This is a genomic window from Ruminococcus sp. MSJ-25, assembly GCF_018917825.1.
GTDB classification, from domain to species: Bacteria; Bacillota; Clostridia; order Oscillospirales; family Ruminococcaceae; genus Hominimerdicola; species Hominimerdicola aceti.
Window position 1 is genome coordinate 128989 of the sequence record NZ_JAHLPI010000017.1, and the last position, 18666, is coordinate 147654.

Annotated in this window: 10 protein-coding genes; all 10 read right to left on the reverse strand. The window is 40.6% G+C overall.

Features of this window, described 5'->3' with window-relative positions; translation table 11 throughout:
* Positions 1 to 2 precede the first annotated feature (2 nt).
* Complete coding sequence (locus KQH97_RS07665; protein WP_216553692.1) at positions 3 to 569, reverse strand: hypothetical protein; 567 nt, start codon at positions 567 to 569, stop codon at positions 3 to 5.
* A gap of 10 nt (positions 570 to 579) precedes the next feature.
* On the reverse strand, positions 580 to 882 hold the full coding sequence (locus KQH97_RS07670; protein WP_117934552.1) for a DUF3217 domain-containing protein: 303 nt from the start codon (positions 880 to 882) through the stop codon (positions 580 to 582).
* 16 nt (positions 883 to 898) lie between these two features.
* Complete coding sequence (locus KQH97_RS07675; RefSeq protein WP_216553693.1) at positions 899 to 2071, reverse strand: Ig-like domain-containing protein; 1173 nt, start codon at positions 2069 to 2071, stop codon at positions 899 to 901.
* Positions 2068 to 4743, reverse strand: a complete 2676-nt coding sequence (locus KQH97_RS07680) for a VirB4 family type IV secretion system protein (protein WP_216553694.1) — start codon at positions 4741 to 4743, stop codon at positions 2068 to 2070. The genes KQH97_RS07675 and KQH97_RS07680 overlap by 4 nt, the downstream gene beginning before the upstream one ends.
* On the reverse strand, positions 4712 to 5038 hold the full coding sequence (locus KQH97_RS07685) for a hypothetical protein (protein WP_216553695.1): 327 nt from the start codon (positions 5036 to 5038) through the stop codon (positions 4712 to 4714). Before KQH97_RS07685 ends, KQH97_RS07680 begins: the two co-directional genes overlap by 32 nt.
* A gap of 3 nt (positions 5039 to 5041) precedes the next feature.
* Positions 5042 to 7606, reverse strand: coding sequence for a hypothetical protein (locus KQH97_RS07690; RefSeq protein ID WP_216553696.1), 2565 nt, complete (start codon positions 7604 to 7606; stop codon positions 5042 to 5044).
* 91 nt (positions 7607 to 7697) lie between these two features.
* Positions 7698 to 8048: a hypothetical protein gene (locus KQH97_RS07695; protein ID WP_216553697.1), complete on the reverse strand. Its 351-nt coding sequence runs from the start codon at positions 8046 to 8048 to the stop codon at positions 7698 to 7700.
* Positions 8049 to 8051: 3 nt separating this feature from the next.
* Positions 8052 to 9113, reverse strand: coding sequence for a toprim domain-containing protein (locus KQH97_RS07700; RefSeq protein WP_216553698.1), 1062 nt, complete (start codon positions 9111 to 9113; stop codon positions 8052 to 8054).
* 19 nt (positions 9114 to 9132) lie between these two features.
* Positions 9133 to 17745, reverse strand: coding sequence for an LPD25 domain-containing protein (locus KQH97_RS07705; RefSeq protein WP_216553699.1), 8613 nt, complete (start codon positions 17743 to 17745; stop codon positions 9133 to 9135).
* 101 nt (positions 17746 to 17846) lie between these two features.
* A complete protein-coding gene (locus tag KQH97_RS07710; RefSeq protein WP_216553700.1) occupies positions 17847 to 18578 on the reverse strand; it encodes a hypothetical protein in 732 nt (243 codons plus the stop codon).
* Between the last annotated feature and the right edge of the window lie 88 nt (positions 18579 to 18666).

Genomic DNA, 18666 nt, shown 5'->3' on the forward strand with positions numbered 1-18666 from the left:
TTTTAATTATTCCCCTCGTAAATTCTGTTGTAATAATCATCTTCATCACCATATTTTTTTACTATCTCTTTGCTGTTTGTTTTGCAAACAGCAGGCAGTATTTTCTGAATAGTAAAAAGGAAAAAGCCCTGCTCAGGTGTATCCTTATTCAGCTCGAACAATATCGGCTTTCTGCCCTCACGTTTAATACAGACAGCCGTATAACTTTTATCTGCAAAACGTATTTCTTCTATTTCACCATACGCAAAAGTGTGTGTACTTTTTTTGTCTTTATAGTATGTGATCTCCAGTTCATTTTCTGTAGCTTTTATGTGCAAAAAATGTTTAGGATACCGCACAAAAATTTTGCCTGTTATCATTGCGATACACACAAAAAGTGCTGTCAGAAAATAAAAAATCAGTTCTGCTTTTGCAAAAAATGCAGATAAAAAATACATCGCCAATGCACAAAAAGATGATATCATCACGGCATATTTAAGCTTTGTTAGCTGCTTTTTTAATACCTGAAATTCTTCATCTAATGAACCGTTATCTTCTCGTACCGGGTATTCAAAAAGAATATTCTCCAACGTTTTCACCTCACTTGTTCTGTGACGAAATGGTTATATCACTGCTGCATATCTTCACTGATTTGTCCGTAAAGGTCCTCAGTTCTCCCTTTACAACTACTACACAGCCTTTGTGCAAATGATTTTTTGCAAAGGAGATCGTGCTTGCCTCGTTGGCATATACAGTGAAAACATCATTAAATCCTTGCTCTCCTTTTTTGACTTTTCTCGGTACGGCTATAAGAAATTCTATTGCATAGGCATTGATGATTTTTACTTCTGAAACCAAGAATCCTATGATTCTTATTTTATTTGACGAGTTGTTAAATAGCATTTTTATTACCTCTTTTCTATTCCTTGACGGTCACCATACAGCTTGCCTGCAAGCCCTTATCTTCTGTTACTGCGGATATGATAGCTTTGCCTTTTGCAACTGCTGTGACCCTTCCATTACTGTCGACTGTTGCTATGTCTGGACGGTTGCTTTCCCATTTTACGTTTTTATTTACGGCGTTATCGGGTTTGACTTCTGCACGAAGCTGAGTGTGCTCGCCTATCTTGATCTGAACGTCATTGTACTCAAATTCTGTTGTGAGTTTTATGGAATATACCCTTGCCTGTGTTGTGGTGGTTTCAGCTTGTGCAGGCTCATTATGTGTTGCTGCTGTGGTTTGCGGTGGTGCATATGCAGGCTCTTTATGTGTCGTGCCGGTGGTCTGCGGCGGCGCATATGCAGGCTCATTGTAATCCCTTGTTTCGGCAGGCTGCGTGTTCATTTCTGCTGTTGCAGGCTGTCGTTTCTCCGTGGTAGTCCTGCTCGTTTGAGATGCTTCGGCAGCCTTTTCACTCAGATCATGTGTGGTTGGTGCTGTAGCTTGTGTTGTCACTGCTACAGCTTGTTGGCTCGTGATTTTAGATGTTTCAGAGTTGTATAAACTGCTTGTTGTGTTCGCATTTGAGCTTTCCTCAGAGTACCCCGGAACTATTTTCACGGCGTGGGTCTGCATATCTTTTCTGTCTATAGTTACTCTAAGTGTGATAGTTTTCCCTTTTTCGGTGTGCGCCGGTATCTTCTCACCAAACTCGTCATATGCGTCATCATATTTTGTGTCAGGCATAGAAGTTTTAATAACCACACGCATTATTTTGAAATTCGACGGCGGATTTTTTACTGTGATCTTTCTTGAATAATCGTCATACTTATTGCCTGCTGTGAACTTATGATCTGTAAGGTCGTCGTCAAAATTTACAGCCGTAACCTCAGGATATGTAGCTCCAGTGTCAGACCCTGAAAGGCGGCACTTTATGACAAATTCGCATACATTGTCGTAATACGCTGCGTCTGTCACCTTGATATTATAGCCGTTAAGTGACATTGTTTTGTTATAGCCGTTGCTTTTGCTTTTGTATGTAAGTGAGGCTATCCAACTGTTGGATGTGAGAAACAAAACAGCCAGAACAGCAGTAACAATAGTGAATATCTTATATATCTTACTGCTCGCTTTTGGACTTACTACTTTCATTTTGTCGCCTCCGTTCCAGCTGCCTGAAGAAGTTCTTTTATAAGATTATCAACCATTTGAATGATCACAGTGTCGATATATTGGCTTATGTGCTGTTCGATTTTTAGGTAAGAATATGTTTCTGCAAGAAAGCATTTTCTGAAATAATCAGCGTCCATTTTTCTCAGCATAAGACCGTATTCCTGCTTAGTGTGCTCATTATAATAATGAGAAAAGCAGTTGTGTATGATCTCGATCCTGTCCTGAGCATTGCCCATATACAATAGCTGTCTTGCTCCGAATATTCTTCTGCAATGGAGCTTATCTCTGTCCGAGTCCAACGACAAAAGCATTTGTCCCGGTTCAAATGCTGTGCTTTCTCTGAGCTCTGCATATGAAAAACGAGGAAAGGCTTGATGAAGAATTTCAATGCTTTCCGGCGATTGTTTGAGTATCATTTTGTACTGGACAAGTGAGAAAATAACCTTGATCGAGCTAGCTGCCGCAAGATTTCCGTCTGGAATAAAGTCAAGTATCGACTGCGTTGCGAACCATAGCCCTGCAAAATATTTTCGTGTACGGCGACATAGTTTTTCTATAAACTCCGTTACCTGAGGGTATTTTACGGAAATGAAACGGTGTGCTTCATCAATAAGGCACACAACGTTTCGCATATCCCATGGATTGATAACGTTTTGATTATATCCTATGTTTTTGCATATGGTAGCCCACATTATAGTGAGTATGTTGAACAACTGTGCATTATAAACATTGTCAGCCATTTCACTGATGCTCTTAACATCGAAGATGATAAGATCGTTGCTTTTTACATCAATGTTCGTTGCCCCGTCAAACATACCGGCGTATGCACCCTTGCCGCAAAGCTGCTTTATGTATACTTGTATATTGCAGTATGCGTCATATTTTCTTTTAGGCAGTGAATCCGTTTGTGACAGCTTTTCAGTGACTTTGTTGTTCACATCGGTAAAGCAGGGAAACTTATCAGGCTCTAAAAGTGTTATATCTGTTTCGGGGAAAATGCCCTTGTCGGATAGACATTCTGTCACAAGATCCATGAAGATTTCCATAGTATACATATCTATTTCAGGTATATACATAGACATAAATGTGCGTATTCGTGACATCTCTGTGGCAAAATTCTCTCTTGCCTCGTCCTCAGGTGAGATTTCATCATCAACTCTTGCATCGACTACCTTGCATATTTGAAGGGGATTTATTTTTGAGCTGCTGTTGATTTTTATTGTCTGTCCGCCGTAAACTTTAGCCATAGGCTGATATTCACTTTCGATATCGAGTACCATTACTTTATTGCCCAAAAGCAGCTGATCCTCAAGCATTGATTTGAAAGTAACTGATTTTCCGCCGCCCTTCAGACCAAACGCAAGCAGATCGAATGAGTTACGGGTCTTTGTCCTTTTAAACGTGTTTAGAATATTCAAACCGCCTGTTTCCGTGAATCCAAAGAAAAGTCCTGTATCATCGATATGTGACTGATAATAGAAAGGAAACTGCCTTGACAGTGTATCAAAAACAGGAAACGGTGTCTGAATAGTGTTGCTTTTATCATCGATAACAGAAAGAAACTCATGCTGTGTGGTATTTGTCGGTATATACGCAGACAGACCACTGAGCTGCAGCTCATGGATTAGCTCTTTTGAACGCTTGCTCAAGGAGCTAAGTGAGGCGTCTTTCAGAATGTACCTGAGCGTAACATAATATATCTGCTCATTGCCGTTTTTTATGTTCTGATAAATGATCTCAAGCTTTTGATACTCGGTATTTGTATCTATCTTATCGGCAGCGTCTTGAATAATTCCTCCTCGTGACTCTAACTCACGCAGGGATGCACTTATCTCATCTATGACTTTATCCTTTTCAGATATGCTTATATCCCATACTATGGTATCATCAGATCGTATTACCATTTGAGCCAGCTTGAGGTCATCGATTTCCGCTGCATAATCATAAACAACTATCGTCTGTGCATATACATCATTTACTTTGTAGTAATTAGGTCGAAAAGTTATCTTCTCAGGTAAAATAATCTCATTCAGGCTGCCTTTTTCAGATAGCTGCTGATTTTCTGTATTCAGACAGATAAGCTTGTTAAGCGTGACGATTATTTCATCATCGGAACACCACGATACGTCTATATCTCGCATATGGCTGATAAAACGTTGTGCACCGTTATAGATTTTCTTCTCGTCATCGGAGTATATGAAAAGATACGCCATTCTGTCAAAATGGCTGCTCTCAAAGCTGTCAAACAGCTCGTACTGTTCGTTGAGCAGATATTCGGAATATCTGTTTATGCTCTGCTGACTTTTGTATTTTATAAAAGCTTTTTGGTTAGCAAGATATGGCGTTTTTGATGTGAAAACATACTTGTGACCTGTGCCTATGGATAATGTTGCTTTCGCAAAATTATTGAAAATAGTGTTGCGGTCATAGTCATTAAGGTCAAATATATCCATTCCCGATACTGCAAGCACGCCCATTTTAAGCGGCTTGCCTTTTACTTTCAGCTCGACTATTCCATTATGTATGCTTTCAAATGACAGACGTGACATTATGCTTGACGGATCATCTTTCAGCTTTTCGGTCTTTTTTTCTCTCGCAAAGCCTTTGAAAGTTTCGGTTTTACTTTTCAATGTCGATGATTTTTTTTTCATTGTTTTGTTCTCCTTCCTTGTGCTTATACAGCGTTTTATTTGTCATAAGATAGCTGAGCCACTCAAGCCAAGCCTCTGCAAAGCATTTGCAGGGGTCAGAGGGGCTTTTGCCACTCATAATAATAAACACTGTGCCACAGAATATGATAAAAGGAATGCCCAGCTTAGAGCTGACCAACATTCCTGATAACTGCGAGGCTACCAAAAGAGTAACTATAAAGCCAACTATTTTGGTAAGGTTTATGTGTCTAAATATACGCTGCTCCGCTTTAGTTTTTTTCGGTACTACTCCCATAGCTTAGTTTTCTCCTTCCTTATTGAAACCGCTGCCGCTGTTATTATTCGGCTCACTGCTGTTGCTGCTGTTTGTCGGTTTTGGAGCGTCAGAGCTGCTGCCGCCGTTTCCTGCACTGGCGTTATTGCTGCTTGCAGGATTTGGAATATTAAAACCGCTGCCGCTCTTGCTTGCGGCATTGTTGCTATTTTCACCTGATGGTGTTGGGGCGTCAAAGCCACTGCCACGGGCAGGCTGAGATGTGCCGTTATTATTGCTGTTATTGTTGCTGTTTCCATTGTTGTTATCGGCTCTTGCGTCAGTTCCATTTGTGCCGTCTTTGCCTGCTGCGCCTTGCGCACCTCTGTCGCCTTTAGCTCCATTCATGCCGTTAGTGCCATTTAAGCCGTCCTTTCCGTCAGCACCCTTTGAAGCGCTGCCTGCGCCGCCTGATGAAAAGCCCTCTCCTACAGACTCTTTTACGTTATTGGCAATGTTGTCTTTTGCATTTGAGAATGTATCTTTTATTGAGCTTGGATTTGTTGCTGCATAAGCTGCCTTTGCTCCTGCGTCAGTGTGTCCGAAAGCACCTCCGACCGCTCCTGCAACAGTACCTGCCGACGCACCGCCTATGGCTTTTCCTATCTTTCCGGGTACAGTTGAGCCTCCTTGTACGCCACCGTAAATTCCTCCTGCAAAGCCTTTGGCTGCACCAACAGCACTGCTTGCGGTATGCTTTGCAACACTTCCAGCACCGTGGATAACTGTGCTGCCTGCACGAGCAAGTCCCATTGTGGCATAACTACCCATTTGCATTGATTGATTTATTGCCATCATTGTGGCTGCACCTGATTTAACTCCTGCGTCAATGCCAAACAGCTTTGTCAACACCTCTGGACCGTCTATAACAAACTTTGCGCCTGCTATTATAACTATGAGCATTACCGCAAAATTGCTGCCGTATTCCGAACCTTTTATGCCCCATATAACGGCTATGTATATTCTTAAAAGAATTACAACTATCATAAGAATTATGTTTGAAAGCAGCATATTCTGGATAGCTTTTTTAGCTCTGCCTGAGCCGTTAAGGTCTGTTGCTATGATAAAGGGTGTAATGAGCTGTGCAAACATTATTTCAAATAGCGTAGTTGCTATTTTTATTCCGCTGAAAATAAGGCAGATAGCCACTGCAAGCATAAGCACAAAGGTTGACCAGAAGTCGATATGATAATAATATAAACAGTCAACCGTGTAGCCGCTGGTTATATTTCTGCGTATGATCTGCTCTACCGAATTAAGATCATCATAATCTTCCTCGTCAAAAAGAGGAAAAGATTGATATTCTGCATTTACTGGTTCTGCATCTTTGGCGGTATTTGTATTTGCCGCTATGTTAAGCTCCCTTATAACATCATCTTTGATAATGTCAAGTGCTTCCTCAACAGTATGTGCGTTTGCTCCTACCTCCTGCGTTTTGCCTGCGGCAGCTACAGCAGGGTGGTTTGCTATAATGTCACGAAGATATGTATTATAGTTAATGACATTTGTTATCCTGCTGCCGTCTGGATAATGCAGATCTCCAAGTGTAGCACCATAAGGACAAGCGTCACCAATAGAAGCTGACAAAAATGTTTCATAATCTTTTTCAGACAGAACGCTTCCGTATATTGAGCCTGATGTGCTGTATACAGAACAGTATACCTGCATATTTGCACCATAATCTGCACTGAGTATAAGCTCTCCATTTGCATTCTTTAGAACATTATATTCATTTTCAAGTCCTAAAAGGGACATCATATTCTCTGTGGTTAGACTATTGTACTTTTTCTGCTTAGGATATACGTCATGTATATCTGTAAGATAACGGGTAGTCCAAGACTTGCTATCGTCAGGCTCAATTCCACCTGTTATCTGAATGTCCTTTACATTTCCTGAACTGCCCACAGTATCGAGGTAAGTCATCATCTTCTTATTATCAACGCTGTTTTCAACGTCATATATTCCCGACGCCAGAAGATCCTTGCCCAATGTTCCGACAGTGACTGTGCCGTCTTTGTCGACCGTTGTTTGTTCAGATTGATCATTGATCTTTATGTTCTGTGCTGTTGTTATACCCTTGCTGCGAAGTGAGTTGCAAGAAGATATGAATGCCGGAAAAGCCACAAGCAGTATAGTTGCAACCAAAATACTCATCAGAAAATCAGACACCTTGATCTTATTTCTGAATATCACGAGAGCACACGCTCCAAAAACGAGTGCAAGGCTCATAATAGACAGAATAATCGTTTGCATTTGACTTAAGCTGAATTCGTCCGACAGGTAGTCGAAGAAATTGAGTTTGAGTAATGTTTTGACAGCCTTATCAAAGTAATCTATCACATCACAAAGAAAACTCAGTATGTTAAATTCTATATTTATCAACAGATCACGAAAATGATTCTTTATTGTTACCATTTTCAAAATCTCTGAGGAACACCCTGTATATCCCAGTTCTGCTGCACAAGCCTGTATACTGCCGCAGCCGCTCATAACAATGGCGGTGATGAATATAAGCTGATACCATACCTTTTTGCTTTTCATGTACTTCAAAATAATACTCCTTTCTGTCTATCTGTGTATGCCCGTAAGAACGCTAGGGATAACGCTTTTACGGACACACACAAATATGTGTCCGTGCAGATCAAGCTACATATATTGAGTCAAGGAAAGCGTCGCCGAAAACCAGCAGGGCAGCAGCCACGCCAATAGCGATAAGCCAGCCCTTGACTGAGGATATGCCGTTTTTGCCGCTTGCACCGAGGCATATAACAACGCCGACCAGACACAGTCCAAGCAGTGCTTTGGCTGCAATGGAAAGCCCATTTTTGTTTTTGGTGATCCAGGTGGCGACCGAAGCCCATACACCTGAGGTTGCGTCTGTTTCAACATCGGCAAAGGCTGCAATAGCTGATGACAGACAAGCTGTCATAATTCCGAATAAACGAGCACTAAGCTTTATGCTCTTTTCTTTGATTTTTTCTTTCAGTTTCATAAGTCATTCCTCCGTTTTTGTTTTATCTGTTTGTTTTGAATGTGCTGACACCACAGCCTTGAGTGTATCGTTCCAGTCTTTGCCGTAAGGCGGTATGCTGACTGAAACAGTATACTGCTGTGAATATTTGTTCATAAGCTTTTCCGTTGCCTGCTGTCCTGTTTCGTCATTATCAAGACAAAAGACTATCTGTGTGATACGAGGATCATCAGATAGTCTTTGCTTAAGTGCTATGTCAGAACAGCCTGAAAGGGATACTCTGTTTACGCCAAGCCAGCAGTCAGGACGGTATTTGTCCCCTTGACCGATAGCTGAGCATTGTTTTCTCATTGAAAGCTGCATTAAAGCGCCGTGTGACAACAGGTCAATGGGAGCCTCAAACACATATATCTTTGCAGGGTCATATCCATAAGAGCCGGGCACTGCGGAAACATAAAAACTATAATCCTTAGTACTGCCTTCAATATTCTGCGGATAGTATTTGTTAAAGGTATTTGTGATCTTCGCCTCAGCAAATCGCATTTTTCCTGTCTTATCGTAGCCGCAGAATATAGCTCGCTTTTTTACATCAAGATAAATAAGCTTGTTGCTGACGCAGTATGAAATTATATCGGCAGGTAGCTTTCTTGTGATGTTGAGGTAGGCGTAAAGCTCACGGCATTTGCCCTGCATAGGCTGAGGCGGTGTAAGCTCAGCTTTTGGCTTCTTAACTTTTTTCGGATAATGCTGCTCATTGGCTTTTAAATCGGGTGAGGCTCGTATACTGCAGCTATCCCCTATGAGTCGTGCTACAGCATCTTTGAAACCATATCCGTCAACTTTGCAGAGCCAGTCGATAGCACCTTTTCCAAACAGATCTCTTGAATACCAGTGCCATGTATAGCGGTCGGGGTTGATTTTAAGGCTGTCATGTTCGTTGCATATAAGCCAGCCGCCTGAGGTCTTAAAGGAAAAACCCTCGTGCTGCTCAAGAAATCTTACCATATCGGTGTGCCTTGCTGCTTCGATCTCTTCTTTTGAATACATAACGAACTGTTTGCCAGAGTTATATCGTCTGTCTATCATATACCCTCACCTCCTCTCATTATAATCTCAGACCCTTAGGCTGGAGCTTTTCTACTATGCTGTTGTTTTTACTTGAATTGCTGACGCCGCCGTTGATGACAAAGTTTCGGAACTCATCGCTTTCTTTTTCAGACAGTGTATAAATTTCTCGCCCAACGGCAGCAGTAAGCTTTCCGCCTTTGTTAATGACATCAGCCCACATGGATCTATCTTCTGAGCCTATATCCGCTTGATACTTGCCGTCTTGAAATCGAAACCTCACGGCTTTTTTTGTTTCAGTTATAGGAGCTTTGCTCGGAGAATTTCCACTGAGCTGCGTATTGACGTATTCAAGCCGTTTTGTCTTTTCGGCTAATTCTTGTCCATGTTCAAATGGTTTGAGCATATTTTGCTGAGCTTCTGAGAGATCTTTGTTTGCTTTTTCAAGCTGTTCTTCAAGAGAACATTGCTTCTGATTTATCTGTATTCCTGCAAGATTTTCAATTCTTCTGACATTTCCCACGCCATTATCTGTGGCAATGTCACATGAATAGGTGAGTTCTCCGTGGAGAACAGCGATACAAGGTTTATCAAGATCAAAAAATGTATTTGCTGACGGATTTCGTTCTATTGTGACTTTAAAGCCACGATACGTTCCAAGCTCTATAGGCTCACCTGTGGCAGTACATTTTGCCATTGCCACGGCAATTTGTTCTCCTGCATTTTCTCTCTTATCGTATCTGACGCCGCCTATTGTCATTTCAAACTCCTTGTTCAACGCCTGATTTTTTTGATATTTAGACATATCGTTCCTAGCTTTTGTGAGAAGTTCAGAGTATTGTGTTATCTGTTTCGGCAAAATTTTCTCTGCCAACTCCTGCATTTTGTAAATTGATTTTTTGTGTTCTGCTTCAAGGGTTTTCAGCATTGCAACATCATTGTCAAGCTGTATTTTCTCTTTTATCATAGGATTACCGCTTGCTATAGCCTGCATTTCGGAGTATGTAAGTACCATTTCGTCAACATCTTCTGAAACTCTTGCAGGGCTTTTTGAGGTCAAGATCTGATTTATGAATTTCGCCTTGTTTGTTATAATGCCCATCATGTATGCGTCAAAGGTTTCCTCTGTAAGATAGTGATATATTCCGACTTGCGAAAATCTGTTGCCTTGTCTTATGCCACGTCCGTCCTGCTGAGTGAGGTCAGAGGGCTTCCATGGTATGTCAAGGTGATGAATTGCGCAGATCCTATCCTGAATATTTGCGCCAGTTCCAAGCTTTGAAGTGCTTGCGATGATAAAACGTTTTTCGCCTTTGCGCAGGCTTTTGAACATTTCGTCCCTTGCTTTATCTGTCTTTGCGTCGCCTGCAAAGCAGATTTCTTTTTCTGGTATTCCACGCTCCATAAGTGCCTGCTTTATCGCTTTGTAAACAGAGAAGTGTGTTTCGTCCTCGTTGATCGCTATATCACAGAAAACGATCTGTACGCCCTTTTCTGCCATGGTTTTTCTGTAATTCTTTTCAAGGTTATCAATAAGCTTCATCACTTTGCTGTCTGGTGCAGGCTGAGCGTCTTTGAAGATACATCTAGTGTCAAGACCGAGCAAGCGTGCTTCATGAGTTATTTTCAGCATATTGTCCTGCCGTGGGTCAACTGTGCCGCTGTGTATCGTTTCAGAACGTGTGGCAAGCTCTTTCATGTATGCTTTTTGACGTTCGTCTGGCTTTGAGGTCACTACTATCGGCTTGCCTGTTTCAAGCTTTGGCACAGGAAGTTTCAGCATATCCGCTGTTTGAATATCAGCGAATTCCTTATACATCTGCATAAGCTCAGGTATGTTTACGAATTTGCTGAAACGATTTTTCATTTGAAAGCCGTTTCCTGCAGGCTTTATTTCCAACTGTGATACAACTTCACCAAATGTGCTTGCCCAATCGTCAAAGTTCTGCAATCCTGCTTTCTCAAGAAGATCAGGTCTGAGATAACGCTGCATAACATAAAACTCGACCATTGAATTGCTTATAGGCGTTCCTGTAGCAAAAAGTATATTGTTGCAGCTGTACTTATTGTTGAGGTACTGAGTTTTCATCAGCATATCCTCTGATTTTTGTGCTGCTGTTGTTTGTACGCCTGCCACATTTGACATTTTTGTAGAAACAAAACAGTTCTTATAGTTATGTGCTTCATCGCACACTAGATAGTCAAAGCCGAGCTTTTCAAAACACAATGATGAGTCTTTTGGAGAAGAAAGCAGCTTTTCAAGCCTTTCCTCTATGTTTTTCTTCTGACGTTCAAGGGCTTTTACTGATGATTTATCCCTCTTTCCTGTTTCTGATATCGCACTCATGATATCGTGAAGTTCTTTTTGCATGAACTGCTCTTTATACTCGTCTGACATAGGTATTCTTTCAAACTGAGTAAATGACATTATCACGGCGTCATAGTCACCAGTAACACATCTTGCAATAAAACGCTTTCTATTGGCTTTGGTAAAGTCTTCAGGTTTTGCCACAAGCAGTTTTGCATTTGGATATAGCCGCAGCCACTCACTCGCCATTTGCAGCGTAAGGTGCTTTGGTACAACTACACAGGCTTTGTTTATAAGACCAAGACGTTTCTTCTCCATTACAGTTGCAACCATTTCAAAGCTTTTTCCTGCACCAACTTCATGTGCAAATAGCGTGTTTCCACCAAGCTTTGCACGCATTATAGCATTTGATTGATGTTTCCGCAGCGTTATTGATGCGTTCATGCCCGGAAAGGTTTGATGTGAGCCGTCATATTCTCTGCCCCTTATGGAATTAAACAGGTAGTTGTACTTTGCAACGTATTTTTCACGCCTGCCCATATCTTCCCACAGCCAATTTCTGAACGCTTCTTTCATTAGTCGAGCTTTCTCTTTTGCAAGCTGTGTTTCTTTAGTGTTTATCTCGTACCATACCTTATCGCCCTCCTCTCGTCTGTCACGAACTAAAATATCACGCTGATTAAGAAGATTTTCAAATATCTGATAGCTGTTCATCCTTTGTGTACCATATGTTTCGGTTGCAGCAACTGAGCAATCAGATGTTTTACCCTCTATTTTGTATTCTCCGAGCTTTGTTCTTGTGACAGGGTAGTAATAGGTGTTTGCGTGTGCATACTCATTTAGAAACTTATTATAATCTGCAACATCGATCCAGTTAGCGCCGATCCTTACGGATATCTCGCTGGCTTCAAGGTCTTTTGGCACAACTTTCATCAGTGCTTCTACGTTTTTGTTGTAGCTGCTGTCAATATGCTCCGCATGAGCTCTGGCTATTCTCAGCTTATCACGAATATTGCCTGACAGATATTCAGATGACTCTGTATAGCCTGAATATGGGTCATTGTCTTTAACTTTGGCAGGATCTCTGAATAGTTCATCACCAAGGTCAGCAATAACCTTTTCAGGCGTAGTGTCTGTGAGCTGTGACATATAGAGAATATCGACCTTTCCCAATCTGTCCATTGACACTTGAAGTGCTTCTAGTGCTGTATCAACTTTTGAAACTGGAATATCTGGAAGTATCGTTCTCTTTGTGAATATTGCAGCCTTTTCAACTGTCTTATTTTCCACGTTGACAACTTCAAGTGCTGCTAAAGTGTTGTAGTCATCATCATTAGAAAAGCAGCGTGAATTGGCGCTGTCCGTAATGTTTCCGAACTTTGTTCTGAAATTGTCATATGTGCTGTTGAGCTTCTTCTGAAGCTCTGCAAGCTGTTCATCAGTGCAGCCGTCAGCTTGGGCATTGATAAGCTCCATAGTTGCTTGCCTTAGAGTATGAAGCCCTTTCATGCGTTCAAGCGATTTGCCTGTTTCTGTGACCTTGACCATTACTTCATTTTCACGGAAATAAAGATCTCCGTCAACAATGGTATGAGTGAAGTTCCTGACAGTTGGATCAGCAGGGAGTATCTCAGCTGTCCCATTGTCAAGCTCAGTTTCCACAGTATCAATAACGCCGTCTATTTTTGAAATGGCATTTATGAGCTGCTGTGCAAGGGGAGTGTCACTGTTTGCATAGCAGGTCGTTACCTTGCTGTCTGCACCATATTTTCCTCGCATACGCTCGTCCCACGCCATAGTACCAAGTACCATATCAGGGTTATCCACAAAATATTGATTGCAAGGAATGCCGTTGGCTGTTTCTGAAACGTGTACCCAGTCTGGTATAACAGAGGTCATTGTTGTTCTTTTTTTCAGAAAGATAATATCTGTTGTAACACTGTCTGCGTCTTTAAACGTTCCAGAGGGAAGTCTTACTGCACCTAAAAGGTCACAGCGTTCGGCAAGATACTTTCTTGCTTTATCATTTTTCTTGTCCATTGTGAATTTTGAAGTCACAATGGCAACAATTCCTCCAGGCTTTACCTTATCTACTGCTTTTGCGGCGAAATAGTCATGAATTTTGAAGTGGTATTTGTCATAGGCTTTGTCTGCAATGCCATAATCTCCAAACGGTATATTACCTATGACCACGTCAAAGCTGTTATTCTTGAATGTTGTTTTTTCAAACCCTTTTATCTGGATATTATCCTCTGGATAGAGCTGCTTGGCTATTCGTCCTGAAATGCTGTCAAGCTCAACTCCGTAAAGTTTTGAATCTGCCCTCATTTCATCAGGCATTTTTGCAAAAAAGTTTCCAACGCCCATGCTAGGCTCTAGGATGTTTCCACCCTCAAATTGAAATCTTTCCAAAGCAAGATATACGCTGTCTATGACTTCTGGCGGCGTATAGAAGCTTGTCAGTGTTGATGATCTTGCAGCACTATACTCATCAGTGGTCAGAAGCTCTCTTAAACGAGTCTGCCTTGCTCCCCAACTGTCAGCAGAAACATTCTCATTATCTGCAACAAAAGCCTGAGCAGTTCCGCCCCAACCTGAGTATCTAGCCATTTTCTTTTGTTCTTCAGGTGTCGCAAGTCGCTTTTCACTCTCTATTTTCAGCAATGTTTCAATAGCAGCTATATTTGCGTCACATCGAGCAGTAGCTCCGCCCACAACAACATTATCAGGGTCAAAGTGGTATGTGCTTGCCTTGACATTTTTCTTTGGCTTTTCTACCTTTTCGGTTTTGACATCTTTATCAGGTATAGTGGCGGTTTCAGAAACAGGAGGTGTTTCAAAGAGTGAAATCTGTTCATCAGACGTAGGAGATATAGGGGTGCTTTCAGAAACAGGCGGTGTTGTCTTTTTTTCTTCAGACAGAACATTATTAGCAATTGTAGGCGTTTCATATGGTATAGGTTTTTCGACCTCGCCATTTTTGATTGCCAGCATTTTCTTTTCATAATCATCAATCTGTTCTCTGGTGAAGTAGGCGTTTTCAGGCATTTTCTCATACAGCTCATTGATCTTAGCTATCTGTTTTTCAACTGTTTCTGCCCACAAGTGCTTTTCTGCACCTGTTTTCAGATAGTAATCACAATCAAGCTTAAGCCTGCCCAAAAGCTTGTCTATTTCAGGCTGCGTTTCATTTGTAGGTGTAGGCACTTCATTGACCAGGTCTGCCATATGTGCGGCTTTTGCAGCTTCAAGCTCAGGTACGATCGAGTTGTATATTGAGTATCTTTTCAGAAAATCAATAACGCCGCCGTATCCGTCCCCTGCGTCCTGGCGTTCAGTGATCGTTTGTCCGTCAGGCATATTGATAGTAAACTTGACCTTATCATAGCCCATAAACTGTGAGAATTCGTCATCAGCGTCTGCTTCATACCATGCTTTTGCTGAGCCGTATTTCTCTATTGCAGCCTTTGCTCCTGCCACCATTTCACTGTCAGCCTGTTCCATGAGCGTATCAAATTCTGCAACACTGTAGGTCTTGCCGTCTTCAAAGTAATTACTTTCGCTCCATTCACAGGTTATCGTAGGCTCGGATAAAGTAGTGAATGATTTAACATCATTTGAACTTATATCGGCACTATTTTCTTGTTGCTTACCCTTGACAATATTGCGACTTTGGTGTATAATAATATTAGAGTCAAGATTGTTTATCGCCTCAGGCAATTGGAGCCTTTGACACGAGAACAGTGCTTGGCTTTTTTCTTTGTCCCAAAACAGAATATTATTTGATTTTGCAGCACGTTCAACATAGTTTGCAAACCCATTTTCTTTTCCATAAATACTTGTGATAAAGTTTGATGATACATTTTCCATTTCATAAATGCCTTGCCCATTTGGTTTAACACTTACGATTATCGGTGCATTATCATTATCAACGTTATTTAAACAAATTACTATACTTTTATCAGCACTTTTGTTTGGAGAAAGTGAGTCCATTATTATGGCAGGGCTTTCTAAAAGATGTGGGATATTACATATCTGTTCTAGTGTTAAGCCGTGCCAATGTGCATTGTTCGGGGATTTTTCATGTAGAGCGTCTTTTAAATGTCTTTGCGTATACAACATAGGAAGCCGATCACAGCCGATATCCACAAGAATTTGTGGTGTATCACAAACCTTTAGATTTGAGTATTTTGGGAATACGCCATTTAAAACATCATTTATCTGTTCAGCAAATGTTTTTTCACTCTTGACAACTCCAGAGGAGTCTGTTATACTGCTTGTAGAGCTATTAGGAACAGCAGGGCGTAGCTGGTTTTCAGCCAAACCTATAATTCTTGATGGTTCTATTTTTTTGTCCTGTTGAGTAACAGAATTATTCTTGTATTCAATATTTTCCTGCTGCGTACCCTTGACAATATTGCGACTTTGGTGTATAATAATATTAGAGTCAAGAATGTTTAAGCCCTTGGACAATTGTAGCCCAAGCACACTGAACAGTTCTTGGCTTTTTTCTTTGTTGTAATAAAGAACTTTGTTTTGTTCTACGGCACGATTAATTTGATTTTCAAAATTGTTTCTGCCATGAAAACTCATTACAAAGTTGGATTCGACCAATTCTAAATCATATTTAGCTTTGCCATTTGGCTTTATAGCAGCAATGATAGGCATTTTTTCGTTGTCAAGTTCAGATGTTACGATTATTATGCTATCATTTCTCGAAAGGGAATCATATATAATCACGGGATTTTCAAGTAACATGGGCATTTTTTTGATTTGTTCTGCGTTCAATCCGTGGTAATGTATGCTTTCACCTGTATTTCCTTTCGGCTTGAGAGCGTCATGCAAATGCCGTTTCGTATAAAACATTGGAAGTTGCTCACAGCCAACGTCAAGCAGTATTTGAGGTGTATCGCATACTTTCAAGTCATTGTATCGGTTTGCCTTTCCTGCAAGTACATCATCGACCTGTTCAGCAAATGACTTTTCACTCTTGGCAACTCCAACTGAATTTGTGTCAACAGAGTTGTCCTGGACTTCAACCACTTGAACGTTCTGCTTTGAATGCTCTATTACAGCCTTATCAAGATATATCTGAACATCATGTGGATCTATCTGTCCGTCAACTGCCTGATGAAACATCTCAAAGAATGTTTTTATCTCGTCTACCGTTAGCCGTTCATCGACCTCGTTAAGAACAGTAATGGAAATTCCCTCAGAAAAGCCCTGCTGCAGCATGGCTTTTTGTTCATCACTATAATCATGGTGAGAGAACATATCTGACAGTTTCAGCCGACCATTGAGCTCATTTACATATGTATAGTAATCATTGAGTATGCCCTTTGGATCGAGTGTTTGCTCAATGACACTCTGAGCATAGTAATCAGATAATAAAGATGATATATGCCGCAGTTCGTCGGGCGAATATCGGACGCTTACCCAATGCCGTATGTTATGTTCACCATTTTGTGCAGCTGCCACCACAGCCTGTTTTAATGCAAGTATCTGTTCTTGCGAAAACTTAAGCTTTATAAGGTCTTGGAGTATATCGTCAACCCTATCAGACGTGCTTTCTTGCTTTGCGGTTTTGGCATTGTCAAGAGCTTCGTTTTTGCGGTCAATGGCGATAACTTCTTTTTCTATTTCAGACAGCACAGACTTTGCTGCTTTTTGTACAACTCTGCTGAAAAGTATCATATCTCTTGCGTTTCTCATCATATCTATAGCACGCAGGTCAACATCAGTTTCAGCAGACATATTCATTTGTCCGGCAAGATCACATCTTTGCGTTACAACAAATCTGACTATAGATGAAAGCGACTCCTTATATGTTTCTTGCTGCTTCTTGCTCAGACTCATTTCTGATATCGCATTTTGGACAGACTCATCTATAGGTAGACTTTCGATGCTTTTTGCGGTAAGAAAATCTATGCAGTCATTGATAGACTCAGAGTGAATATCATATCTGCGGTTAAGAACATCGATCAGTTCAGGTGTGTTGCGTCCCGAAAGTGTCCACATTTCCGGCAGTTCTTTACCGCCTGTCTGTGAAACGTCATACAGATAGCGGCAAGTATGATTTTCGCCGAAAACAGCAACGCCGTGAGAGCCTCGCTTAACGTATCTTCCAAGGCGTTTCCACTTCTTATAATCTGCTATTTTGGTAGCGTTCTTGTTCTGATGATAAACGAGCACAGCATCCGAGTATGACTGTTTATACATACCAGCCGAGTATTTGAGATACTTCAGATATTCCTGCTTGTTGCCTCGCAGTTGCTCAGTGATCTCAAACCAGTGCAGCTTGACCAGCTCGTACTTCTCTTCATCTGATTTAAACGTCTTTTTCATAATATATTCCCCCTTAGTTTTGTATATATAAAAAGAGCGTATGAATTTCTTCACACGCTCAGGTTTACGATTTTAAGTTGTGTGTCACCGTGACACATTGTTTACCACTGTTCTATAGGCTTAATTAAATATCCATGTTTGTTAATGTATTCTAAGCATGCTGTTTGTGGGTTGAGAAAAATATCGGATTTAGATACTTCTTCATTATCTATGATTTGATTTATTTCCTTTATTACATTATCAAACACTGACTTTACTTCATTTTTGTTATATGGAATGACAGACACTGTCCGAATTTCAGAAAATGTCTTGCAATTAAACAAAAGACCAATTTCTATGTAATTGCCTTTTTTAAAATTACGGTTTCTTCGTATTTCAAATAATCTTTGATTATTTTGGAGTTTATAAAACATAATAAGGTTTACCTTGCTTCTTTCGGCATACACGGCATGAAACCCATTTTGTTTACAGTGTTTCTTTAATTTACAAAATAGCTTTTCAGAAAGATTTAATTCCTTTGGCTTAAAAATTCCTATTGTTCTTATGATATCATATGAACTGCAATTTCTTTCCCATGTTTCTAAATCATCAATAACAAGATCCGCATTGCCCGTTGATACAGCAAAATCGTTTGGATACATAGTCAAAAGCATATCAGTAAGCTCGCTTGAGCTAAAACCAATGTCTTCATCTTCATATTCTTCAAAGAAAATTCCCATAACATACGATAGTAAATATGGTAAACTTACAATATCGTATGAAGTTTTGAGAACAGTTTTTGCCTTGTCACCATTTCTTGAAATGGTAAACCTTAATTGTTTAAGCTTTGACAAGAATCTCATCCTTTCTTTTTAGACACATATTTTGTCTTTATATTGCATAAATTCAAATTATGTGCTATAATATGTGTGATTAATAAAC